This window comes from Methanosarcina acetivorans C2A (assembly GCF_000007345.1).
GTDB classification, from domain to species: Archaea; Halobacteriota; Methanosarcinia; order Methanosarcinales; family Methanosarcinaceae; genus Methanosarcina; species Methanosarcina acetivorans.
Genome location: NC_003552.1, coordinates 4,457,556 through 4,482,134, shown reverse-complemented (window position 1 = coordinate 4,482,134; position 24,579 = coordinate 4,457,556). Strand labels below are relative to the sequence as shown.

General features: G+C 44.5%; 21 protein-coding genes. 18 read left to right on the top strand and 3 right to left on the bottom strand.

Going from position 1 to position 24,579, the window contains the following annotated elements:
* Positions 1-86 precede the first annotated feature (86 nt).
* The 4 genes from MA_RS18950 to MA_RS18935 all read left to right on the top strand — a co-directional run bounded on the left by MA_RS18950 (position 87) and on the right by MA_RS18935 (position 3,546).
* Positions 87-899, top strand: coding sequence for an alpha/beta fold hydrolase (locus tag MA_RS18950; protein WP_048066517.1), 813 nt, complete (start codon positions 87-89; stop codon positions 897-899).
* Between the two features lie 283 nt (positions 900-1,182).
* On the top strand, positions 1,183-1,437 hold the full coding sequence (locus MA_RS18945; protein WP_048065757.1) for a hypothetical protein: 255 nt from the start codon (positions 1,183-1,185) through the stop codon (positions 1,435-1,437).
* A gap of 412 nt (positions 1,438-1,849) precedes the next feature.
* Positions 1,850-2,620, top strand: a complete 771-nt coding sequence (locus MA_RS18940) for a transglutaminase-like domain-containing protein (RefSeq protein WP_226990660.1) — start codon at positions 1,850-1,852, stop codon at positions 2,618-2,620.
* Between the two features lie 449 nt (positions 2,621-3,069).
* Positions 3,070-3,546: a DUF2892 domain-containing protein gene (locus MA_RS18935; protein WP_048065756.1), complete on the top strand. Its 477-nt coding sequence runs from the start codon at positions 3,070-3,072 to the stop codon at positions 3,544-3,546.
* 337 nt (positions 3,547-3,883) lie between these two features.
* On the opposite strand, the gene MA_RS18930 is transcribed toward MA_RS18935, so the two are convergent.
* Positions 3,884-5,815 (bottom strand): heavy metal translocating P-type ATPase, encoded by a 1,932-nt coding sequence (locus MA_RS18930; RefSeq protein WP_048066516.1) that lies wholly within the window; start codon positions 5,813-5,815, stop codon positions 3,884-3,886.
* Between the two features lie 610 nt (positions 5,816-6,425).
* Between MA_RS18930 and cfbA the strand changes: the two genes are divergently transcribed.
* From cfbA to MA_RS18850, 14 genes are all read left to right on the top strand, one after another.
* Positions 6,426-6,818 carry a sirohydrochlorin nickelochelatase gene (gene cfbA / locus MA_RS18925; RefSeq protein ID WP_011023539.1) on the top strand — a complete coding sequence of 131 codons (393 nt, stop codon included), beginning with the start codon at positions 6,426-6,428 and terminating at the stop codon, positions 6,816-6,818.
* A 26-nt stretch (positions 6,819-6,844) separates the two neighbouring features.
* Positions 6,845-8,263, top strand: a complete 1,419-nt coding sequence (gene cfbE / locus MA_RS18920) for a coenzyme F430 synthase (RefSeq protein WP_011023538.1) — start codon at positions 6,845-6,847, stop codon at positions 8,261-8,263.
* A 336-nt stretch (positions 8,264-8,599) separates the two neighbouring features.
* Positions 8,600-9,712: a Ni-sirohydrochlorin a,c-diamide reductive cyclase catalytic subunit gene (gene cfbD / locus MA_RS18915; RefSeq protein ID WP_011023536.1), complete on the top strand. Its 1,113-nt coding sequence runs from the start codon at positions 8,600-8,602 to the stop codon at positions 9,710-9,712.
* 175 nt (positions 9,713-9,887) lie between these two features.
* The gene (gene cfbC / locus MA_RS18910; RefSeq protein ID WP_011023535.1) at positions 9,888-10,685 is read left to right on the top strand and encodes a Ni-sirohydrochlorin a,c-diamide reductive cyclase ATP-dependent reductase subunit; all 798 of its coding nucleotides are present in this window, start codon (positions 9,888-9,890) and stop codon (positions 10,683-10,685) included.
* A gap of 145 nt (positions 10,686-10,830) precedes the next feature.
* Entirely contained in the window at positions 10,831-12,324 is a 1,494-nt protein-coding gene (gene cfbB, locus MA_RS18905; protein ID WP_011023534.1) for a Ni-sirohydrochlorin a,c-diamide synthase, read from the top strand.
* A gap of 319 nt (positions 12,325-12,643) precedes the next feature.
* Positions 12,644-13,696 (top strand): tRNA-intron lyase, encoded by a 1,053-nt coding sequence (gene endA, locus MA_RS18895; protein WP_011023532.1) that lies wholly within the window; start codon positions 12,644-12,646, stop codon positions 13,694-13,696.
* A gap of 192 nt (positions 13,697-13,888) precedes the next feature.
* Positions 13,889-14,284, top strand: coding sequence for a DUF2209 domain-containing protein (locus MA_RS18890; RefSeq protein WP_011023531.1), 396 nt, complete (start codon positions 13,889-13,891; stop codon positions 14,282-14,284).
* Positions 14,285-14,286: 2 nt separating this feature from the next.
* Positions 14,287-15,564, top strand: coding sequence for a GTPase HflX (gene hflX / locus MA_RS18885; RefSeq protein WP_083755955.1), 1,278 nt, complete (start codon positions 14,287-14,289; stop codon positions 15,562-15,564).
* 674 nt (positions 15,565-16,238) lie between these two features.
* Positions 16,239-16,913, top strand: coding sequence for a PHP domain-containing protein (locus MA_RS18880; protein ID WP_011023529.1), 675 nt, complete (start codon positions 16,239-16,241; stop codon positions 16,911-16,913).
* 325 nt (positions 16,914-17,238) lie between these two features.
* Entirely contained in the window at positions 17,239-17,778 is a 540-nt protein-coding gene (locus MA_RS25905; RefSeq protein WP_342636674.1) for an SRPBCC domain-containing protein, read from the top strand.
* A 373-nt stretch (positions 17,779-18,151) separates the two neighbouring features.
* Complete coding sequence (locus MA_RS18870; protein WP_011023527.1) at positions 18,152-18,436, top strand: non-histone chromosomal MC1 family protein; 285 nt, start codon at positions 18,152-18,154, stop codon at positions 18,434-18,436.
* A 287-nt stretch (positions 18,437-18,723) separates the two neighbouring features.
* Positions 18,724-19,377 carry a hypothetical protein gene (locus MA_RS18865; protein ID WP_226990659.1) on the top strand — a complete coding sequence of 218 codons (654 nt, stop codon included), beginning with the start codon at positions 18,724-18,726 and terminating at the stop codon, positions 19,375-19,377.
* Positions 19,378-19,466: 89 nt separating this feature from the next.
* Positions 19,467-19,832 carry a cupin domain-containing protein gene (locus MA_RS18860; RefSeq protein ID WP_011023525.1) on the top strand — a complete coding sequence of 122 codons (366 nt, stop codon included), beginning with the start codon at positions 19,467-19,469 and terminating at the stop codon, positions 19,830-19,832.
* A gap of 899 nt (positions 19,833-20,731) precedes the next feature.
* Entirely contained in the window at positions 20,732-21,439 is a 708-nt protein-coding gene (locus tag MA_RS18850) for an endonuclease/exonuclease/phosphatase family protein (RefSeq protein WP_048065753.1), read from the top strand.
* 372 nt (positions 21,440-21,811) lie between these two features.
* On the opposite strand, the gene MA_RS18845 is transcribed toward MA_RS18850, so the two are convergent.
* Together MA_RS18845 and mtaA are read right to left on the bottom strand one after the other, a co-directional pair.
* Entirely contained in the window at positions 21,812-22,951 is a 1,140-nt protein-coding gene (locus tag MA_RS18845) for a hypothetical protein (RefSeq protein WP_011023522.1), read from the bottom strand.
* Between the two features lie 526 nt (positions 22,952-23,477).
* Entirely contained in the window at positions 23,478-24,518 is a 1,041-nt protein-coding gene (gene mtaA / locus MA_RS18840) for a methylcobamide:CoM methyltransferase MtaA (protein ID WP_011023521.1), read from the bottom strand.
* Between the last annotated feature and the right edge of the window lie 61 nt (positions 24,519-24,579).

The following is a 24,579-nucleotide window of genomic DNA, read 5'->3' as shown; positions in this document are numbered from 1 at the left end:
CCGCTTCCTGTTTCTATGAAGGGTCCGGGGGGAGAAAACCCAGGCTTAATATGGAGTTCGGGCTGAAATTAAAGGAGGGAGATAAAATGACTGCCGGATACGCTGACTTTGGAGACGGGAAGCTGTACTATGAAATTGAGGGAAACGGGGAGACCCTTGTGCTTATCCATGCGGGATTTGTTGACAGCCGCATGTGGGACGAGCAATGGAAAGCTTTTACTCAGCATTACAGGGTGCTTCGTTTTGATATGCTCGGGTTCGGGAAATCCGATCCCGTAACAGGCCCGGTTTCCCGCCGTCAGGACCTGTACCGCCTGCTGCAGGAACTCGGGATAGAACACGCACGCATACTGGGTTGCTCTCTGGGAGGAGAAACAGCTATTGATTTTACTCTCGAGCACCCTGAACTTGTGCGGTCGCTGATCGTTGTCAGCGCTGCTCCGGGAGGCTTTGAAATGCGGGGCGAACCTCCAGCTCTGCTTCTGGAGATGTTGCAGGCTCTTGAACAGGGGGACCTGGCCCGCGTAAGTGACCTGCAGATCCGTCTCTGGGTTGATGGCAGTTTCCGTCAGCCTGAGCAGGTGGACTCGCGCGTCCGTCAGCGGGCAACTGAGATGAACCGGATTCCGGTAGAGAATGGAACCTGGGCCATAGACGACGCCAATCCGCTTTCCCCTCTCGCCCCACCTGCTGCAGGGCGGCTTGGGGATATCAGCATTCCTGTATTGGTTATGGCTGGAGCCCTTGATAATCCTGAAATCCTGCGCGCAGCCGACCTGCTCGCTAACGAGATCGAAGGGGCAGAAAAGGTTATCATACCCGATACCGCCCACTTACCAAATATGGAAAAACCTGCTGAATTTAATCGTATTGTGTTGGGTTTCCTGAGCCGGCTGTGAGACCTCAAAAAGCACGTAATATTTACTTTTTTTAGCTCCTCCCAGCGGTCACAGTATCCTTTGATGCCGTTTTACGGCTTCTTTTTTGGGCACTAATTTCAGGATTTGAAAGAGAAAAGTAATATAATTATACTAGTATTATAAGGAGGAAATAATATAATTATACTGATAGTATAAGGTTATAGATCCAAACATATAAAAATATTTAAATTAGAGTATTCACTGATTTATTTTTTTGAGCACGCGGCTCAATAAAATTAACATTTTATTGGGGAGGAAATTAATGTCCGTAAAAATAGAATGGAAAATATTTACAGCTGAAACCCAGAGTGACGGGACATGGAAGTCGAACAGTCCCAGCCTTGCGGAACTGCTCAACGTCATTGCCAGTCCTGCCAGGATTAAGGGTCCCACTCGGGATCTCGAATATTCTATGGCTCAGCTGGCAGTTAAGGGACTGCCATATTTTAAAATAACAGAGACCACTGCAGGAAGTGCAGAGGCGTCAAGGGACGAAATGGGGCCGATTAAGGCTTGATGAGAAACAGTCTAAGGTTTGGTGTATATGGGCATATTTGAAATTTAAAATATAAAGGAGTCCATATATGGGAATTTTATCTATCTTTCATCCGAAATGCAAATATTCTTCATCATGTTCCCATTTCCTGCCTAAAGGAAAATACTGTGAGGGACTCGATTATCCCAAATGCGGGATATTTTTAAAACGAAGACGGGAGGAATAAATACTTTATTAAAACCAGAGTTAAATGCCGGGACCAATAAATTTACTTTATCACTGTATCACTTCATTAATTTATCATTTTCTCAATTTAGAGAAGTTTATTTCCCTCTAAAACTCATATATTACTTCTGGAGCTGATTTTGTGGCCTGTGCGAAGGCTTTCATATATATATTTCTTATTTTTCTCGTCTCTCTGGTGGCAGGCTGTATGGATACTGACAGCCTTAGTGGAGAGCTTGTCAGTAATGAGGTGAATAAACTGCTGCCTGATGAGGGTACGGTTCCGGAAGAAGAGTTAAATGCTGGAGATGTAGACCTTACCGACAGCAATGAAACTGCAGAAAGTATTACCTTCTCAGGTATTCCTGAAGTGCCCACGTATTCCGAAGAGAGAACAGGCTTCGTTTATCCCAGAGAATACAGGATACTCTCCCTGAACTTCCAGAGGGCTATAAGCTCAGGAGAGGAAAGTATAGGAGAAGAGGTCTTCAATATCACAGGAAAGATTTCAGGATTCAATATGGAAGATGCCTGTGATGTTTACAATTACGTAAACAGGCAATGGAACTACAGGTACGATAAAAACGCCGAGTTTTTCTTCGGGGCTTCCCAGACGATCGACAGCGGATATTCGGGAGACTGCGACGACTACTCCATTGTCATGTCTGCCATATTGGAAAATATGGGCTTCAATACAAGGGTAGTTACGGCATACAACGAGTCCTATGGGCATGCTTATCCTGAACTTTACATAGGGGACAACAGGGAGACGGCTTACACCATACTGGATTATATTGAAAAGCGGTATCCTTATGCCGAAAACGTCTGGTACTCGGAAAGGGTGCTTGAGGACGGGCAGACAACGCAGTACTGGCTCAACTTCGACTGGAGCGGGTCAAACGGGTACAGACACCCCGGAGGCGAATACTTCCGTGGGGGATGCGTCATATACTACCCTAACGGCCTTATCGAGTTCTAAAGCAGGAATGGGTGCAGTTCTTACCATATTTTTCCTCTCCCCCAAGTGCTATTAACCGGTTTATCTCTTCCGGAATTCGGGAGGAAATTTTCATCTTTTCTCTCCCCTGCGCTGCATCGGCTTGGGCCAGCCGTTAACCGGGCAAAAATGACATGAAAACCGACAGCGCAATTGAGGGATAAAACACTGAAGAGCTATCCTCCAGTTCAAGAGAACAATTTTTTCCGAACCCATAAACCGATTTTTAAATCTTAGCTGTACGTTTCGCCGCTTGACCTTTTTGGTTCCTGTTCTTACCCACTTTTTTATCCGGCTAAATGAGTATCAAATAAATTTTTATGATTAATTTTATATGGCCATACCTCCACTCGTTTAATAAAAGACCTGAATAACAGGCAGTTCCTATCAGGGTTAAAACCTGAATATGTTTTCAGAGGGGGAATTTTACATTGATAACTGATTTTGGAGAGCTTGTCAGGGGAGACAGGGTAAGGGCCCATACTTCTCCTGAAATTAATGAGGCAATCGACCGCGAAATTGCAGCATCGGTCCGGTTCTATGCGGGCAAGACCCATTACGAGATTTCAAAAAGAATCGAAGAGCTGGATAATGAATGGGATATAGGACGTTTTATTGAATTTCGTGCGGGAGTAGTTTCCATAATCGGAGTAGCGCTTGGTTTTAGAAAGAGCAAGAAATGGTTTATCCTGCCTTTAATAGCTGGAAGCTTCCTGCTTCAATATGCTATACAGGGCTGGTGCCCTCCGGTACCTGTGCTCCGAAGATTCGGGATCCGTACAAAACAGGAAATTGACGTGGAAAAATATGCCCTGAAAGCTCTGCACGGGGACTTTGACAGAGTTTTTTCTCAGGAAAGTGAAACGACCCGTGCAAAGGAAAAGGTCAGCGGCAGCAAAGGTGTTTAAGATTACTGGTTATGTACATGCACACAAGGGAAGGAAAACTCGAGGGATGTAAAAAGTAATATGCCTGCGGATATCCAGGAATGGTTCCCTGAGGAAACCATGCCGAGCCAATAAAAGGCTTTGTCTAAATTGAGGGCATTTTTTGAAGGCATTTTTTCTGACTTCATTTCGTTAATGAAATACAGCTTTGTAGAAGTTCTGTTTGTTCAAAAAATGGAAATTATTTAAGACTGAGTGAGAGGGAGTTGGATTTCAGTGGTTCAACCAAAATCTATCTCTATCTATTAAGGAGAATTCTTACAAAGCAAAAATATTTTCCAAGTTTTTTCGTCCTCTTTCAATCTTTGGGTTCGTATGTAATCAGCCTTGCCGAATTCATTATCACCGGAATTGAGGAGAGTTCGTGTAATAATGCTCCGGTTATCGGGGTAAGTATCCCAGGTATGGTTAATGCGACTGCCACAGAGAGGACGCTAAGTGAGAAGGCAACATTTTGCCAGATAGTCTTTATAGCCTTTCTCGAGATGTTTATGAGGTATGAAATTTTTAAGAGGTCATCTGATAGCAGCCCAACTTCTGCTGTCTCTATCGCCACATCTGTCCCCGTAAGTCCCATGGCTACCCCGACATCAGCCGTTACAAGTGCGGGGCCGTCATTTACTCCGTCACCTACGAATATAACTTTATGGCCTTCCAGCTGTAGACGTTTTACGATTTCTACCTTTTCTTGAGGCATTACTTCAGCATGTACCTCGTCTATACCAAGGATTTTAGCTATCCTTTCTGCAACCGCTTTGCTATCCCCGGTGACCATTATCGTCTTAATTCCCAGTTTGTGGAGATCCTTAACAGACTTTTTTGATTCCGGTCTGATCTTATCCTCAAATGTTAACAATCCAACGATTTCATTGTCGATCCCCATTAGAACGGTATTGTGGCCCGATTGAGATTGCTTTTCAATATTTTCTTCAACCTCATTGGAAATCGCGAAATTCAACCCGGATACTTGTTTAGGGCGGCCTATAAAGATGTTTTTTCCGCTGGTTTTAACCTTTATGCCAACTCCGGACACGGATTCAAAAGATTCGGGGTCCGGAACCGAGAATCCCTTCTCTTCTGCGGCTCTTACAACAGCTTTTCCAAGCGGATGCTCGCTAAATTTTTCTGCGATAGCTGCTAACAACAATAAGTCATTCTCATCGTTGTTTTTCAATGGTATGATCCCGGAAAGCTTTGGTTCCCCGTGGGTTAATGTCCCTGTTTTATCAAAAATAACGGTGTCTATCCTGGCCATGGATTCTACGGTAGCTCCTTTTTTAATGAGATTACCCCTTAGCGCTGCATTGCCAACCGAAGCTACCAGTGCTGTAGGTGTAGCGAGTACCATTACGCATGGGCAAAAGACAATTAACATGGTTATTGCTCGTGTCAGGTCCCCGCTCCACCACCAGAGCAGGCCGCCCAAGATAATTGCAGTAGGGGTGTAAACCTTAGCGTGCCGATTCAAGAGCCTTTCTATTTTTGGCTTCTGAGTCTGCGCTTCCTCAATCAGACGGTGGATTTGCCCAAGGGTCGTTTCTTTTCCTACTTTAGTGGCCAGTATTTCCATTGCTCCCGTTTCGTTAAGAGTTCCTGCAAAAACCGTGTCTCCGGATTGTTTGTCAACAGGCAGGCTTTCTCCGGTAATAGCAGCCTGATTTACCGAAGCAGTACCTGAAAGGACGGTTCCGTCAACAGCAATCCGTTCCCCGGACTTTACCAGAATTGTATCTCCTACCTGAACATCTTCAAGCGAAATTACAGTATCATGTCCGTCACGCCTGACAGTGACTCTATCAGGCAATAGTTTTGCCAGAGATTCAAGCGCCTTTCCTGCTCTTGCGGAAACAAGTTCCTCCAGCATGCCTCCCAGGAGCAAAAGCACGGCTACGACAGCAGCAGCCGAATACTGCCCGATGGCAATAGCAGCAATTGTTGCGATGGTAACAGGGATATCAGCCGTAAAGTCTCTTTCTTTAATCCCCTGGTAAGCAGACCACCATATAAATGATGATCCGATCAATGCGGATAATAGATATAACCAGTTACCCTCATCCGTAGCATTGCTGTCTGACAGCATATTTTGCGGATAAGCAACTATTGCTATTATCAGAATAAGCCCGCTTGCCATAGTAAATAACGTTCCGGGATCAAGTAAAAAATCCTGGTAACGGGTAATAAGGCTCCGGATATTCTTTCCTTTTGAATTTTTATAAGCGTTTTTTGTCATTGTATCTACCAAACAAATTAAATCCTGATATTTTAACAGCTATAAATCTCGATAGCATAAAACAGTTATGATTTAATACTAAGTATGAAAAATCAACTTTATTTGTGTTAAGTCAAATCAACTTGGTTAGTACATATCCTGCAGTGAGCTCTGGTATCAGGCTGAAATGAAAACCTGAAAGCTCAGGCGGAAATGAAGGGCCTGGTGCAAAAATACCCGGGTCATAAGATCTGATTTTTTAAAATTGTGAAACGATATCGATAGAAATTGTTTAAGCATCTGTTTTTGGCTATATCTGTTTTTGGTCATAAATGAATATCAGGGGTTTTGAAATCAGACAGGTTAAAAACAGAACACTGAGGGCTAGCTTAGTTGTGAATACTTTACATTGGAATAATTATTACAACTATGATTCGATTCAGATCTCTCAAAACTTTCTCCCGTTGTTTCTTTTTTTCAAAAAGGTTATATCATATAAATCCTAACTATGTTAATCTCATTGATGTTACAAATTCGAAGAATTGTGTTAAACACAATCCGAATGAACACAATCCGAATGAACACAATCCGAATAACCGCTTTAAGTTTAGATCAAAAATGAGGTTTAAAAATGACTGAGAAACTCGGAATCCTGGCCATCGGCCACGGGAGCAAGCTTCCTTACAACAAGGAAGTAGTCAGCCAGATCGCAGATTACATCGCCCAGAAGCACAGCGATGTTGTTGTCAGAGCAGGGTTTATGGAAAACAGTGAACCGACCCTGGAAGAAGCAATTGCAGGTTTTGCAGGCACAGGAGTAACAAAGATTGCAGCAGTACCGGTCTTCCTTGCATCAGGTGTCCACATCACAAAGGACATCCCTGGAATCCTGAGTCTGGACGAAAAAGGCTGTGGAATTCTTAATATCGATGGAAAGGACGTTCCCCTCTGCTACGCAAAGCCCCTCGGCGCCGACGAACTGATTGCAGACCTCGTTTTCAAGAGGGTTCAGGAAGCCCTGTAATTTAAGGCTCAGGGTCCGGTATTATCATGGACCTGTTCCGGAAGAAGCTCGCCGTGCTTGACCTGACCCATGGCGGGATTCCTATCGCAAGAAAACTCGCAGCTCTGGGAAATGACGTTTCCGGCGTAGACGTTTACGGAACCGTGGATCAGGCGCTGCTCGGGGAGCTTGAGGAAAAGTACGGCATACGCTGTTCAAAAGCTCCTCTCCCCGTATCCGATTTCGATCTCCTGATAGCGCCCGTACACCTGGACCCTGCCTATCCCATGCTTATAAAAGCCAGGTCCGAAGGAAAAACTGTTCTCTCACACCACGAAGCCGTAGGGAAAATCCTGCAGGCCGATCCCAGGCTTTCGGAAATCAAAATAGTTGAGATAACAGGCGTAAAAGCAAAAACAAGCACTGCATCTCTGCTCGCCGACATGCTTTCCCGCAGTTTCAAGGTCGTGCTCCATACCTCTCGCGGGCTTGAAGCCTGGAAAGCAGGCATTCCTTTTCTTATTCACAGGGGCCTGAGCATTACTCCGGGGAGTATCCTGATAGCCGTTGAAAAAAGCCTTGAGCAGGAAATCCGGCCTGAATTCTTCATCTTTGAAATCTCTATAGGAGCTACAGGTACTGCAGACCTCGGGATCCTGACAACTCTTTCCCCTGATTACGGAATTGCAAACAACACTTCCCTTGCAAGCGATGCAAAACTTCAGCTTGTCCTGAATGCCAGACCCGGAAGCACCCTTCTTCTCAACGCCGGGGCAGAAAAAGCCCTTGAGGCTGCAAAAGGGAGCCTTGCAAAGGTTCTTACCTTTAAGGACCCATTTTGTTCAGATTCCTATCTTAAGCTGGCTGATGCTCCCGATTTTGTTCTGGAAACCGAATCAGGAGCTGAAAAAAACCTGACCCTTCATTTTCTCCGCAGAGGAGAAGAGCTTTTTTCAGCTTCCCTGTGCCCGGGATATAACAGTTCGGCATACAGGACAGCCTTTGTTGCAGCGTCGGCAGCTGCTCTCGAACTGGGGGTTGGGCTGGAAGCTATTGTTTCGGTGCTTGAGGAGTTCAGGGGACTTTCAGGCAGGATGCAGGAAAAGGAACTTAACGGGGTTGTCCTGGTTGATAATTCCAACTCCGGAATGGATATCCTTTCGGCAGAAAAAGCACTTGAGTACGCTCTCCTGAAGAAAAAGGACGAAAAAAAGGGAAATATAATCCTTATCCTCGGAGAGGAAGCTTCTCAGGTCTGTGAGGGTTTGCCCCCGGGCTCAGTGCAGGGGTTTTTAGAAAAGTTCGGTACGAAGTGCAGGCATATTATACTGGTGGGTGAGAGAATGGAGGCAGTGGCTGCTGAAAATGCCTCTTATGCAGGCAGCCTTCCGGAAGGGCTTCAGAAGGCTTCGGAACTTGCAGGCACAGAAGACATAATTCTCTCATCAGTGAAATGTTTCCGTTAAGTAATGCCCCCAAGATGATCTTTCATGCAGTTTATTTCGTGAAGGTAGTTTCATAAAAGCTGCTTCGTGCAGTTTGTTCCTTCGAAAATCCTCTTCCCGGCTCTGGGAAACTGGCAGGAATTCCGGGTCTGGCCGAGGGATTTTTGCCGGAAATTTATGATACAATTTTATATAGGGTCTTCCAATCTGTATTCGTTTCCATTGCTTTTAACTTTCAACTTATCATGCTTCCGGATACCTTCTTCCCGTTCAGGCGGGGTTCACAGTCCTGCAGGATTCCGGAATCTCCCGGGTGAAACCCGTATCACATTCGTATAATCAAAAAGAGGATTCATCATGACTCAAAAAGAGATCTCAATTATTCACCCCCGCCCGAGTTCGATCGTTGCGGCTCTTTATACCCTCAGGGACTTAAATGTCGACGTTGCAATCCTGCACGGCCCCCCAGGCTGCTCCTTTAAACATGCAAGGTTGCTTGAAGAAGACGGGATCCATGTGGTCACTACGGGGCTTGACGAGAACGGCTTTGTTTTTGGCGGACATGACCGGCTTGTGGAGGTTATCAACAAGTCAATCGAGCTCTTCAACCCGAAAATCCTGGGTGTTGTCGGCACCTGCGCCAGCATGATCATAGGAGAGGAAATGCACGATGCCGTGCTTGAAGCAAATCCTGACATCCCGGTTATCGAAGTCGAAGTACATGCAGGCTACCACAACAACACAAGAGGCGTGCTCTTTGCCCTCGAATCCGCGCTTGATGCCGGGATAATTGACCGTAAAGAATTCGAGCGCCAGGAATACCTCCTCATAAAAGCCACAGAGGTCGAAAAGCGGTTCGGGGCTGCAAGTAAGGAATACCTTGCCCCTTCCAGGGGAGATCTCAAATATAAGGTTGCAAAGCGGCTTATCGAACTCCTTAAAGAAGGCAAGAAAGGACTCGTCATAATGAACGCCAAGAAAGAAACCGGCTACATGTTTGCAGACATTACCCTTGCGGTCAGTGAGGTTGCAGCCGCACTCGGGAAAAAGGAAAACCTGGTCAATATGGCAAACATCGACCCAGAACTCGGGCTTCCGAGGGTCAGGCAGCATGCCCAATACATTATGCGGGACTTCATAGCCCACGGGGTCGAGATCCATGAAATCATCGGCGGCATGGACGAGTACCCGATAGCCGGGGAAAAGGTCAGCGAACTTATTAAGGAAAAATACAGTGATTACGATTTTGCGGTTATCACAGGTGTCCCTCATGCAATCCCTATGGAGAACCTGCAGCACATGGAACTGATCTCGATTACGAACGGGCCAAGGCAGGTCTTGCCCTTAAAAGAGATGGGACACGAGCATGTCCTGGTTGAGATCGACCTTCACCCCAAGACTCTTGGAGTCAGCGAAATCGTGGAATCCGAATTCGGAGCCACATTAAGGGAAGTTGCAAAAGAAGCCTGAACGGAAACGAGTCAGGGCAAAAACCAGGAAAGAAGTTTGGATAAAGTCCTGATGCAAGCCCGGATAAAAACCGGATTAAAACCAGGATTAAAACTAGGATTAAAACCAGGATTAAAAATCTGGACAAATATAAGGATAAAGTCCAGGAGAAATCAGATAACGGGAGGAAGATCCTTTGAAAAAACAAAAGATCGTTGCAATTTACGGAAAAGGCGGCATAGGCAAGTCAAGTACAGCCTCAAACGTTGCAGCTGCCTGTGCGGAAGCAGGAAAGAAAGTCATGATCATAGGCTGTGACCCCAAAAGCGATTCGTCCATAACCCTTCTCAGAGGCAAAAGAATCCCGACAATCCTCGATCTCCTCAGAGAGGGGGTGGATGTACAGGAAAAAGATGTGGTTTTTGAAGGGTATGCAGGGGTTAAATGCGTGGAAGCAGGAGGTCCCGAGCCCGGGATAGGCTGTGCAGGGCGCGGAATTATCGTTGCAATCCAGAAACTCAAGAGCATTTCCGGAGATCTCCTTAAAGAGCAGGATCTCATCATCTACGATGTGCCGGGAGACATCGTCTGCGGCGGCTTTGTTGCTCCTGTCAGGAAGGGTTACGTAAATGAGGCCTATGTCCTGACCTCCGGAGAGTACATGCCCCTCTATGCAGCAAATAACATCTGCAAAGGGCTTTCCAAGATCGGGATGCCGCTTAGCGGGGTTATCTGCAACTCGAGGAATGCAAGCCGGGAAGAGGAAATCGTCAGGAAGTTTTCCGAAGAAATCGGAAGCCAGCTGATGGCTTTCATCCCGAAGCGGCAGATAGTGCAGGACTGCGAAAGAGAAGGGTATTCCGTTATGGAAAAAGCTCCGGACTCCGACATTGCCGAAGTCTACCGCCAGCTCGGAAAATCAATCCTTACAAACGAAAAGAAGGTTATGGCATCCCACCTGAGCGATGAGCGGTTAAGGGAAATGACAAAATAAACCGGGAATAACCGGAAGCGAAAGAAGTAACCGGGAAGATCCGGAATGAACTGTCAAATCATAATAAATTATAAAAGACGGTGTAAACCGCAGACACTACCAGTGCCGCAATAAACGAAGAAACCAGATCAGGGGTATTGAAAGCATGTCCCACAGCAAACAATCCGGAACAGAGGCAGGGAGCATTCCCAGAGTCCTTATTTCCGCAGACCGTTCCTCTTCAGGCAAGACCACGATTTCCATGGGGCTCATGGCTGCCCTTGTTTCAAGAGGGTATAAAGTCCAGCCCTTTAAGGTCGCGCTTGACTATATCGACCCCAGTTACCATACCGAAATCACGGGCCGGTTCTGCCGGAACCTTGACGGCTACCTGATGGATGAGAACGGAATCCTTGACGTCTACTCCCATGCCTGTGAAACAGGGAGTGGAGCGGACATTGCAATTATCGAAGGCGTCCGGGGGCTTTACGAAGGTTTTGAAGGCCTCAGCGACCTCGGGAGTACCGCCCAGATCGCAAAAATCCTCAAATGCCCTGTGGTTTTCGTAATCAATGCCCGCAGCATTACCCGTTCCGCGGCAGCCCTTATAAGCGGTTATAAGAATTTCGACCCTGACGTGGAAATCGCAGGCGTAATCCTGAATAACATAGGAGGCCGCCGCCACGCACAGAAAGCAAAAGAGGCAATAGAACACTATACCGGTGTGCCGGTTATAGGGATCATCCCGAGAGATCCCTCCATGCAGATTTCCATGCGCCACCTCGGGCTCATGCCTGCGCTTGAAGGCAGGAGGAGGCTTGGAGACGGAGGGTTTGAGGACAGGCTCCGGGGCATTGAAGAAATCATCAATAAAGGAATTGATGTGGACCGCTTTCTGGAAATCGCAGGAAGTGCAAAATCCCTGACAAGCCCCGAAAACAGTATTTTTTCCCCTGCTGCCGGGGCAGGTTCCCCCAGGCCGAGGATAGGTATTGCTCTTGATGAGGCTTTCAATTTTTACTACCGTGACAATATTGACCTGCTTGAACTTGCAGGTGCGGAGATTGTTTACTTCAGCCCGGTAAATGACCCGGAGCTCCCTGATGTGGACGGGCTCTATATCGGAGGCGGTTACCCCGAGCTTTTTGCCGCCGAACTCGAAGCTAACGAGTCCATGCGAAGAAGCATTAAAGAAGCTTCGGCTGCAGGGATGCCAATATATGCCGAATGCGGAGGGCTCATGTACCTTACGGAAAAAATCAGTACCGGAGTCCCGGGAAAAGGCACATACCACGATGCTTCGATGCCCGAGTCCACCTATATAATGGTCGGGGCGCTCCCGGGGCATACGATCATGGGACAGACAAGGGTTGTCAGCTACAATATCGGGACCCTTGACCGGGACTGCCTTATCGGAAAAGAAGGCAACAGCTTCAAGGGGCATGAGTTCCACCACTCCGAAATCCGGGAAATTCCGGAGTATGCGGAGTTTGCAATAGCTCTTTTGCGGGGCACCGGGATAAAAGGCGATAGGGACGGGCTTATTGTCGGAAACACCCTTGGTTCTTATGCCCACCTTCACGGAGTTGCATACCGGGAACTTGCAGGTTCGCTTGTCGAAGCTGCCGGGAAGTTCAGGGCTTCGAGGGCTCCCCGGTAGAAATATAACTTTACGGCTTAATCTTGAAGACTTGCTCTTGAAGGCCCTGCACTTTCAAACCTGCGCTTTCAAATTTGCACCTGTCTGCCTTGAAAGTCTGCACCTGTACCTGCAGCTCTGCTCCCGCAGGTCGAAAAAACAATATTATATTAAGCCAGATTATTACACAACGGTTAAAGACCGGCTTATACAGGTCGGATTATTTAATGTAAGAAAGATAAGCCAAATTGTTGCAAAGCAGATTGTTAGAATCCGGAATCTTACAAAATAGATTCCTGTAAAACTTATTTTCATTCTATTTTCTTCTCAGGTGAACCTATTGAAAACACAACTTGAAGGAGACCGGGTCCTTGCCGGAAAGGAAGCGGTTGCCGAACTTTACAAAACAGGTTATTTCGGGCGTCCCAGGGAGGACGGGCTTGAACTCTCGCTCGTGGAGGCCGCATACCTCCAGTTCAGAGGAAAAATCGAAATAGAGCTTGAAGGGAGAAAGCTTGATTTCAGGGCTCTTTTCGAGCAGGCTTCTCTGAGGCAGCCGAACTTCGAGCTGAAGTATATCGTTTATAAAGACCTTAAAGAGCGGGGATATTATGTCCAGCCTTCGGCTGCGGATTTCAGGGTCTATCCCAGAGGCAGCCATCCCGGAAAAAGTGCGGCAAAAATCTTTGTCCATGTCCTGTCCGAAAGGCAGCCCCTTCCTGTAAAGCTCTTGCAGGACTCGGTCATCTCGGCAGAAAATGTGCATAAACAGTTTATCCTGGCTGTGGTGGACGAAGAAAGCGACCTGACCTTCTACGAGATTAAAACCGCTTCCCCTCAGGGGGAGATGCCTGAGCCCTACCCTGAAGTCAAAACCGATGCGACTTTCCTCGAAGACCGGGTAATAGCCTGGGATGCCGAGGCTTCAGGGGCTCTTTACGCCGGGGGTTTCTACGGGAAAATGCTTGACCCTGAAAGGTTGCAGCTCTCCCTTGTTGAGTCCCTCTACCTCTTTTCGAGAGGGATAATAGTTGTCAGGGACAGGAAAGACAGGATCTTCTCGTTCGATGAATTTGTTGAGAAAGCCTCGGAAATCGAGAGTTCTTTCCTGCGTAAATACGGTGCATATAAAGCTCTGCGAGACTCAGGGCATGTGGTCAAGACCGGCTTTAAGTTCGGGACCCATTTCAGGGTCTACAGGAAAGTCGAGTCCATAGAAAAAATTCCCCATTCCGAGTATCTTGTAAACGTAATTCCTTCTGATTACGAGTTCAGGCTTCCGGTCATGTCCGGGGCTGTCAGGCTTGCAAACAGCGTGCGCAAAAGAATGCTTTTTGCAGTCGAGAAAGAGGAAGGAGTCGAGTACCTGGACATTAGCAGAGTCAAAATGTAATCCTATGGTATGATTCGTAATGCGACTTTATAATGTGGCTCCTTAATGTGGTTCTATAATCGATTATAGGTCATATTTCCTCTGCAATGTGGTTCTATAGTCGATTACATATCATATTTCTATAGATTCTGTCTTATGTTTCTTGAAGGTTTGTAAAAACAGGTATCATCCGGGCAGGAAGGTGAAACATAAATGTGGGATATTATTGCAGTGGACATTTCGGGCAGGCACAGAATCAAAGATGGCTACTATATGGTCTGCGCAGCTGTAGCCCTTACTGTTTCTGCTGACCATATCGAAAAAGTCAAGCAGGTGAAGATCCTTCCTTTCTGGCTTAAAAGAGCCCCCGGTTTGCTTGACGTCGTACAGCTGATTGAGGATACGGCTAACCAGCTTTCTTTTGAGGGGACGATTGTGGCTGAAAAAGGGGATATGTACAACCAGCCCCTCTGGGTGCCGGAAAGTATGTTTTCAGGGGCATTTAAGTACCAGGAGTCTCTGGCTGAGAGAAGGGCTATCGAACTTGCTCATCACATTTCCTTGAGCGCTCGAAATTTACTCATTAAAGAACTTAATATTGAGGCGTAACAATTCCATCAGAAAAAACAGATTCCGAAAACAGGGTAATTCTGGCAAAAAGAACCAATCCGCGAGCTGACCCTGAACGTAGCGAATACCTCTTTGAAGAACTCAGGGAGCTTGCAAGGGCTGCAGGCTATGTCCCTGTCGGGGAGCTTACGCAAACAAGGTTTCCGGATTCCAGGTATCAGCTCGGGAAGGGAAAGATAGAGGAGCTTGCCGAACTTGTGCGAATGAAAAGGGCTTCAAAAGTCATTTTTTATAACAGGCTTTCTACAATTCAGCTTTTCAATATCTCGGAAATCTGCGGGTGCCAGATTATAGACAAGTTCCAGCTTATCCTTGAGATTTTTGCAAAAAGAGCTACTACCCGCAGGTCCAAGTTGCAGGTTGAGCTTGCGAGGCTCAGGTACGAGGTTCCGAGGGCAAGAGCTATTGTTTCCCTTGTGAAAAAAGAGGAAAGGGCAGGTTTCATGGGGCTCGGGGATTATGAGGATGCCTATGAACAGGACCTGAAGAAAAGGATCTCAAGGATTGAAAATGAACTTGAGTCTGCAGAAAAAGACGATGAGTCCCTGCGGGCTTTCCGGCACAGGAAAGGTTTTTCTCTGGTTTCCTTCGCAGGGTATACGAATGCCGGAAAAAGTACGCTCTTCAATGCGATTGTTGATGAAAGCGTTGAAGCCCAGGATAAGCTCTTTACGACCCTTGTACCTACCACCCGGGCCCTCGACCTGGGCGGGAGAAAGGCTCTCCTGACCGATACCGTGGGCTTCATAGAGGAACTGCCGCACTGGCTGGTCGATGCCTTCAAATCTACCCTCGATGAGATCTTTCTTTCCGACCTTATCCTGCTTGTTGTCGATGTAAGCGAAAAACCCGAGACAATCTTGCAGAAACTTTCCACCTCTCACGATACTCTCTGGGACCGCATCCAGGGGGTTCCGGTGATCACCGTGCTCAACAAGACCGATCTGCTTGAGGCATCCGAACTTGAAGCTGCTATGGAGGAGATTGGCTATATGGCTCCCAACCCGGTGTTCGTTTCTGCAAAGGAAAAGCTCGGCATGAAGGAGTTAAAAGCCGAGATCATTAAGCACCTGCCTGCCTGGTCTTCTTACTCCTTTACCCTACCTAACTCGGAAAAAGGGATGTCAGTCCTTTCCTGGCTCTACGACGAGGGCATTGTGCACAGGGTTGATTATGGAGAGCGGATTTCAGTGGATTATGAAGCCAGGACAGAGATTATCAACAGGATCAAAGCTCTGGAGCTTAATCAGGGAGAATGATGCAGTATGGCGTTTTTGTTGATTTTTTCCCCTATATGGGTGAATTAAAAGCTTTTCTAATTATATAATAACTTTAGTATATTACTCCTACGTTTCCCAATTTCTTTCTTTTCAGAAATTCTTTTGTAGAGCCTGAATATTGTTCGTATATATACGAAAGACATTTATACCCGGAAGTTGTTTGTTTATTTGCGAACGGGCGTCTACTGAAGACACCAAACCCTCCTTATATCCTAAACTACCCCTACACCAGATTTTTGATATGCAAGTGCCCGTTCGTGATTCCTCCTTCCTTTTTGTTTCAGTCTGCTTGCCCTGATCCTCCCCTCCCGTTCCTCTCTTTATAATTCAGTTTACAGGACTGGATTTTTTGTATTTTTATTCCTATAATCACTTTTGTTGATTCATATAACTCATAGACAGATTTTCTAAAAAGTCCTTCGGAAAAGTCGTTCCGTAAACACCCTCCAAACCTTCCTGAAATGTTTCCTGGACAGTTCCAAGTTTCCTTTTTCCGCTATCTTTTCATCTTTTCTTTCCCAATTTTTCCACTATTCTTTCCAATATTGTCTGACCCGAAACCCCCCGTAAAGTGCCTGCTTTCCTTCTCTTTTTCTCTTTATTAATGTCCGTTTCAAAATTTATATAAATTCTACTCGCATTTTTATATTAGCATGAAATTCGATCTTCACGTACATTCCGAGTATTCAAGAGATAGTGAGTCAAGCCATGAGGATATCCTTGAGAATGCCCTCAAAAGGGGCCTTGACGGCTTTGCTATCTGTGACCATGATACGGTTGAAGGCGGGCTTGCCTGTGCAAAAAAAGCCCTGGAACTTGGTCTCGAAATTACAGTTATCCCCGGCGTGGAGGTCAGCTCCTCAAAGGGACATATCCTGGTCCTGGGAATCAAAGAGGATATCGAACCCCGGCTAAGTCCGGAAGAAACTATCCGAAGGGCTCGAAAACTCGGAGGCACGGTCATCATTCCCCATCCTTTTAAGAGCAGCTCTCACGGAATCGGAAGTTTCGAAGGGCTTGATACGGATGCGGTTGAGGTCTTCAATTCACGTTGCCTTTTCAACGGAGCCAACAGAAAAGCCTTAGTTGAGGCAGAAAGGCTTGGAATCCCCGCTGTTGCAGGGAGCGACTCCCATATCCCCGAAATGGTAGGGCAGGCATATACTGAAATCGATGCTTCCGAAAAAACAGTCGAGGCAGTGCTCAGGGCAATAAGAGAAGGAAAAGTTTCCCCTGCCGGGAAAAGTACCCCCACTCCTATCATCCTGAAACAGATGTACGGAAGCGTAAAGCGAAAGTTAAAGAAAAAACTCTTCGGCATGTCCTGAAGGTTTTTTAGTAAAATGGTCTTTGAGCAGACTCATGTTTTTTAAGCAGGCTTTCTTATGCTTTTTAAGCAAGCGCTCTGTCCTTTAAGCGAAAATTATGATTCCTTACCGGACCTTGAAGAGTAGCTGCTTGGAAGAGCTGACTGGGAAAGCTGACTGGGAAAGCTGACTGGAAAAGCCGACTGGGAAAGCTGACTGGAAAAGCCGACTAAAAGAGCTGATGAATGAGTTGGCTGGACGAGTTAACCGAACAAGTGACTTAACAAGCCCAACTGAACAAGCCAACTGAACAAGTCCGTAGTCCTTTTTTCATACTTTATCTTCCCTGCTCCCGGTTCAAATAAGTAGAATTAATAAGTTTGCCTTTGATAGACTAAAAGAGATCAGGAAAAATGAAAGAGGAGTTGCAACCATCGGGTTCAAAAAAGAAATCAGCACAGAAATCGAGATATTCGCTTCTGCGGATCGCATTTGGCAAATCCTTACGGATTTTGCAGCCTATCCCCAGTGGAACCCTTACATAAGGGAAATAAGCGGGGAGGTAAAGGTAGGAAGTAAACTTAAAGTTTTCATGAAGCCTGAATGGGAAAAAGGCGTGACTATTCATCCGAGGATCATTCGGCTAGAGCCAAAAAAAGAACTTACCTGGAAAGGAAATTTTTTCTTCCCTGGACTTCTCGATGGGGAGCGTAGCTTTATCCTGGAAGAAATTTCAGGCCATAGGGTACGCTTTATCCAGAAAGAGAAATTTAGTGGGATTGCAATTCCTTTTATCAGCGTTTCATGGTCTATAGAGAAAGGTACGGTACGCAGTTTTGGGGATATGAACAGCGCCCTCAAAAAAAGGGCGGAAAAGGTAAAATGAGTTTCAAAATTTTACCGGATCAACCTGTAAAAATCAGTTGGAATATCTCACTTTTAACGTAACAAGTACTTATGATAACAAGTACTTATGATAACAAGTACTTATGATTACTACCTGTGAACAAAGAAAAAATACGAACGATAACTATAAATTGAGGGAAGTCATCTCATTGCGATTTTCTTATTTTACTTTATAAAGACTGCTAATGATATTGTTTTTCTCTGGCCGGTCAGTTCCAGATTAAGTGTATACATAATTTTTAATTTGAGGGACGTTTTTCATAAAACAATATCCATAGACAACATTTAAAGAAAAATTATATATACTTTAGATTTTATTAGTCTCTAATAACATATTTTTGGAGATGACCCTTATGTCTGACACAAGAAATTTTGTTCTACGGGATGTAGATGGTAACGAGCACGGAGTTTTCACTGGTAAACAGCCTCGGCAGGCAGCCCTTAAAGCCGCAAACAGGGGCTCAGGAACCAAATCGAAACCGGATGTCATCCGGCTCAGAGAGCGCGGGACAAAGAAAATTCATGTTTTCAAAGCATGGAAGCAAACTGTCGCAGCTCCAAAAAACAGACCTGAATGGATGCCAGCGAAAATCAGTAAGCCCTTTGTCAAGAAAGAGAGAATAGAAAAACTCGAGTAAAATCCAGTTTTTTTGATATGCAGTAAAATTCAAAGTTTTTTCTTTTTTTCGATAATTTTTTCTTATTTCTTTCCTCATTTCTTTCCTTATTTCTTTTTCTGAATTTCTATCTGGTTTCTATCTGGTTTCTGAATTATTTGGCCTTTTTTCATGTCCAGGCATTTATATTATGAAGTTTATATATTATATTGCGATTAATCTCCTGTGACCTTTAATTCCACAAAGGGGTTTTTTGATCGGGGAAATCGGGATGAAACTGAGCTGCAGAATCATGGGAGGGTTTACTCTTGGAAGGTATTGCTGTTGGAAAATGTATACATCTGTTGTCCCGAATAGAGGACAGAGCTCTTGAAAAGTTCTGGAAGGATGCTGTTGCGGGTAAATACCCTATAATCGATCTTCAGGGCAATATGGGGTATTCGCTCTCGGACCAGGACGGCATGCTGTTTGTCAGAAACGATTTTACAGCTTCGACTTATGAAGTGTGCGAGTTCGTCTTCGGAGGTTTTTTCCTGCCGGATACGGTCCAGGAACTTCTTTCCAAAGATACGATACTGCTTTTAGGGGTGTACAGGAAAAAGACCCGGAACCTTTTATTATCCGAACTTGATGCAGACGCGCGGTACATGCTTGACCTGCCGTACGGCCTGTATTCCTTCTTTGCCCTCCTTCTGGACGCACGAGCCGGGACCCTGTTAGATTCCACAATCTATGCCGCAGGTCTCCCCTGCAAAGAAAACCTGAACCACCCGGAGCTTGAGAAGTTTTTTCTTGAACACCCAACAGATATCCGGGATTTTCTCGACCTATCTCCTGTGAAAATTAAAGGTGGTGGGCCTTTTTACCTGAATTTAATTCTGATAGATGCCAGCTTGATCCCGGACTGCCCGGCATTTTTTTCAGAACTTTTACAGGAAGATGAAGTCTCCCCCTCTCTTTAATCCAAATTCTCCTTAATCCAAACTCTCTTTAATCCAAACTCTCTTTAATCCAAAAATAGTTATATAGTTGCCAGTATCAGTAGTTCTGAATGCGGATAAAAACAAGATACGAAATGGTAGAACCCTACATCACAAAAGACGGCTCAATAATCCGTGAACTTATGCATCCCGCAGTCCACGGCAACTCAAAGCAGAGCCTTGCCGAAGCCATCGTGCCTGCCGGAGGGGAAACGCTTCTTCACAGACACCGGCTAAGCGAAGAAATCTATCACATCACGGAAGGCAGCGGGATAATGACCCTCGGATCGGAAGAATTCGAGGTCAGAAAAGGGGATTCCATCTGTATTGCGCCCGGAACTCCGCACAGGGTCAGGAATGCAGGTGAAGAGGAGCTGAAAATACTTTGCTGCTGTGCGCCGGCTTATTCGCATGAGGATACGGAATTGATGGGATGAGTGATAAGGTCACAAAATCAGATTTTTAGGTATTTTCTTATTGTGATTTCCACTTTTTTCGGACGAAAAAATACCTCAATCTGCATCCCATTCAATTTACAGTGCTTATTTGAAAACTCTTCTATTGCTTTACCATATACTTTCGAGTAAGTATCAGAAATTTCTTTAGGGATTTTCTTGGAAGAATCATATATAATGAGCTTATCCCAAAACCCAAAATCGGCTCTCCGAATCTTGAATCTGAAATAGTCAATCGAGTCACAGATAATGAAAATAATTCTGAAATTTTGACCGATGCAGGGATAAAATAGGTTTTGGGATGAGCTCAAAGTTAGTAAGAAAGCCTAAAGCTAATTCTGAAAAAACCATTATATCCCTGCTGACAAGAGCATTTCTTCTTTACTTCTCTATCAGCTCCCTTATTGAAACCATTTAAATTAATTCTTTCTATTTCTCGCGGGAAAGACCGCTCTCCTTCGTCGAGCGTGACAAGAATGACTCGGTAAAGCGAATAAGGTTTCACGGGCAAGGAGAACTTCTTCTTATCTTCAAAAAAGGTTTTTAAATTCGCATAATATAGGAAAACCCGCCAGCTTGTCTGGCGGTCCTACCCAAAAAGTAAGAGAAGGAAGAAGAAATTTGAAAATTAGTAACACAATAAAACGAGCATGTAAAAGAGTTCTTCAAGTATAATTTAATTTTGCTTCTTCTGAGTTCTTTCAGACCTTTCAGGCTTTTGCCGTTTTTAATTCTGTTATTTGAGAAACAATTTTGAGTTTTCAGGATAAGTTCAATCAAAAAAACAAACTTTTTGTCCTGATGCTTCTTATTTTTAAGAAAGATCTTCTCCGATTTGTAGCAAGTATTTTAGTGATCAGTAACCGAATAGTGTGTTAAACATGAGAATTATAGCCTGGAATTGCAACATGGCTTTCAGAAAGAAATACGAACAAATTCTTCCCTATGAGCCTGATTTGTTAGTAGTACCGGAGTGTGAGCATCCGGACAAGTTCAAAAATAAGTTTTATGATGATGTTTTATGGATAGGCGAGAATCGAAACAAGGGTCTGGCTGTTTTTAGTTTCAATGGCTTTGAAATTGCAATTCATGAGTCCTATTGTGAAAGTTACAGGTATGTCCTTCCGGTCAAAGTGTCTCATAATAGAGAAATAAATCTTATCGCGGTCTGGTCACAGAACAATAAAGAAGATCCGGGAAGAAGGTACATTGGGGAAGTCTGGCAGTCATTGAATTATTATAAAGATATGTTCGGCTCCCCAACAATTATTGCAGGCGATTTTAACTGGAATGTTATCTGGGATAGTGAACACCTCAAGTATCCTCTTCATGGAACACTTGCCGATGTAATTAATCTGTTAAATCGATTTGAGATTTCCAGTATCTATCATACATCAAAACAGGTAAAGTTTGGAAATGAGAAGGACCCTACGCTATATTTCAGAAAAAATAGGCAAACCCCTTATCATATAGATTATATCTTTGCACCGGTCGACCTCATCAATTGCAGGAAACCTGTCAATCTTGGTAAATATGAAGATTGGATTTCTCTGAGTGATCACATGCCTTTAATTGCGGAAATCGAATAAAATAATTGATTTCTCAATATTTTAAGGAAAAATTGCTTCTTTTCTCTTTTTCCTGTATTTGCTTCTTCTGTTTTTTCACGTGAAAAGCCGCTCGCAGGCGAGCGGGACAAGAAATGGTTGGTATAGTGAATAACGTTTTACTGTTTAGAAATCTTATTAGTTAGTCTTTTTTGATCTCAGTTTACTCTATAGCCCATCAATTAGTCTGCTTGAGCGTAGCGAAACAGACCTCGTGCTCCCGAAGCGAAACTCGGGAAGCGAAACTCGGGAAGCGAAACTCGGGTGGGGAAATACCAGTTCCAAACCCAGGCCTCGAAATAAGGCTTACCAGCCTTTAAACAATAGATCGTTTTTGATATGCTTGATGAAAAATTATCCGACTTGTTCGGCCAGTATTTCTTTCCGAATTATTTCCTCTTTATCCATTTTTAAGTGGGAAACGTCGCTGATTCCGGTACTGTCAAGTAATTTTCGTATTTCATCCATATGCAGTTTGTTTTCATTTTTTATCCTTATGAGCGCTTCTTCCCGAGTCATCAGACCTTCTCTCACCATTTTAGAATAAAAATCATCTTTTTCGGTCATGTTGAGGGTTTTCAAATACATAAAATCTTTTAAATGACTTACAGTGCAGTCAAATCTCCAGGATGAACTGAATCTTTTCGGGCTTTCCCATTTCAATTCCTGCTTAATTCTTGACAAAACTTCCTCTTCTTGCCAGGGAATGTAGTGAAATATGTCTATAAACTCAATATCCGGGGACAAAAATTTGGGTCCGAAGCTGTAAGGATTTCCATACAAAAATCCTGTTATCATTGTGGAAATGCACATCGGATGGCAATACATTGGGTTATTTAACATTTCACTCGCAATTCCTCCAAACCCTTTTAAGCCAAAGCTTTTTTTTAAGAGCTTCATGTAAGTTTCATCTGTTGAAACATTCAGTAATTCTCTTTTAAAAGATGTGTATTCATATGGGTTACCTCCTGTAACTATACATTTCACACCATACTTTTTTGCGCATTTAATCACATTCGGAAGAATCAATTTACAGGCGATACACATCATAGGTATGGCTGCAGGAGATGGTTTGCGAAGCCATGAAGTGAAATTATGTTTAAATGTTTTTTCATGAATATTATTCTTCAATTTGAAACTAACAACGTCAACATTTAACGCTTCTACAGCATTTTCAATATTGGTTTTAGCCTGCGGGTCAGTAAACGGATTTTCGTAGTTAACTGCCAGAACTTTCAGGTTATAATCCTTTACGAGCTTGAGGAGGGCGTAACTGCTATCCCGCCCGCCACTTATTCCTATAGCACAATCATATTTGTTGCTATCTTTGCGATGCGAGTGCAATAATTCTCTAAGTTTTGATTCCCCTTCATACCGGACTTTTATGTGAGAACGGCAAAAATTACAAACACCATCTTTATCAAAAATAATGTTTGGTGTTGTTTCAGGTAATATACACCTGCTACATCTTTTCAAGTATTCATTCTCTGTCATAACTCCCCCATCCCTAATTCACTTTGCTAATTTTGAATAATTCATAACTTTCATGTTGAAGCTGGATTAAAAACGGTTTAATATTTTAGTTTCATCTGGAACTTTTTTAATTTTATAATCCCCCATGTATATAATAGCATAAATGAACTTAAAATTAACTATTTTTAAATTTAGAACTTATTTAATTTCCTAATTAATCATATATATTGTAGTATAAACGCACTTAATATTAACTATCTTTTATAATAATTGGGGGATATGTAAGGCGATGTTTTATTCATCGAATTCGTAACTTTTTTGGTTAAATAGAGGCCTTAAAAAAGATTTTCCTGGTATTTGACAGGTCCAGGTGCTTCACGAGATGTGAACATTGAGGAATTTTATGTTATGTAATAAAACAGGAGCCCGTTTAATACGGGTACTACGTAACTGTCCGGAGACAGCTAAAAAGCTGGTCTGAATTTTCTCCTTACTTTTATCCTCTCCTTACTTTTTTCCTCTCCTTACTTTTTTCCTCTCCTATTTTTCATTCCTTCTCCCCGTACCACTCGTTCCTCGCTTCCACAAGCGCCCTTATATTTGCAAGCGGGGTCCTCGGTGCAATCCCGCAGCCCGGGGCAAGGATATCCACGCCGTCCGAGAGGCATTGCTTTGCTTCGGCTTTCACGGCTTCAGGGGTTCCGAAGAGCAGGGTCCTTGAAGGGGAGACGTTTCCGATTAGCCTTGCTCTGCCGTCGATGACTTCTTTTGCAGCTTTGAGGCTAACTTTTTCTTCTATACTGATGGCTTCGAAACCGCATTCCGAAAGAGTTCCCAGGGAATCGCCCACGTCACCGCAGATGTGCAGGATTACGGGGCCTTTTACTTTTTTGCAGAGGCGTTTGTAGAAGGGTTTGACGGAGTTTTCAAGAACCGAAGGAGGCATCATTCTTGAGCCTACTATCCCGCCGTCGGGCATGGAGAGAGTGTCTGCGCCGCAGTCTAAGAGGGCGTTTGCGTATTCGATGCAGATCTCGGTGCAGGTCTCCATGAAGGCATTGACATAGTCGGGTTTTTTTATAGTCCAGATCAGGTAATTCTTAACTTCCGCAAGGTGGGTAAAAACAGTAAGGGGGCCTTCCATCCCTGCTATGAGGGGAACTTCTTCCTTTCCGTTTTCTTCTCCGGCACGGGCTGCCAGGATTTCGGTTGCTTTGAGGACAATGGGAATTCTTCCTTTTTCGAGCAGAGCTTCAGGGACTTTCAGTTTTTCCGGACCTTCGGAAAAGGGGTGAGACAGGACCGAGGGCTGGATATCTTTTGTGCCCATCCTCACGTTGCAGCCCATGGTTTCGGCAAGCACGGTCAGGCAGTAGGGATAACGTACGGCTTCAAGGCCCGCAATTTCGTGGCCTGCAAGGGCGAGGGTTGCCATCTTTTCCGGGTCGGAATGAGCTTCCGGCCAGGAGGCGTCGGTCAGATCCATCAGTTCAACGGTTCCGGTCTGGGTGACAGAAAGGGCAGGGGTCATGCCAACTGGATTTCCGCAAAGAGCGTTAAGAAAATTTTTCCTGAGGTTTCTTTCCATTTTTCTGGCTCCGATGTTTTAAAAATGATATTTTTTAAACCGATTTTTAAAATTTTTTAAA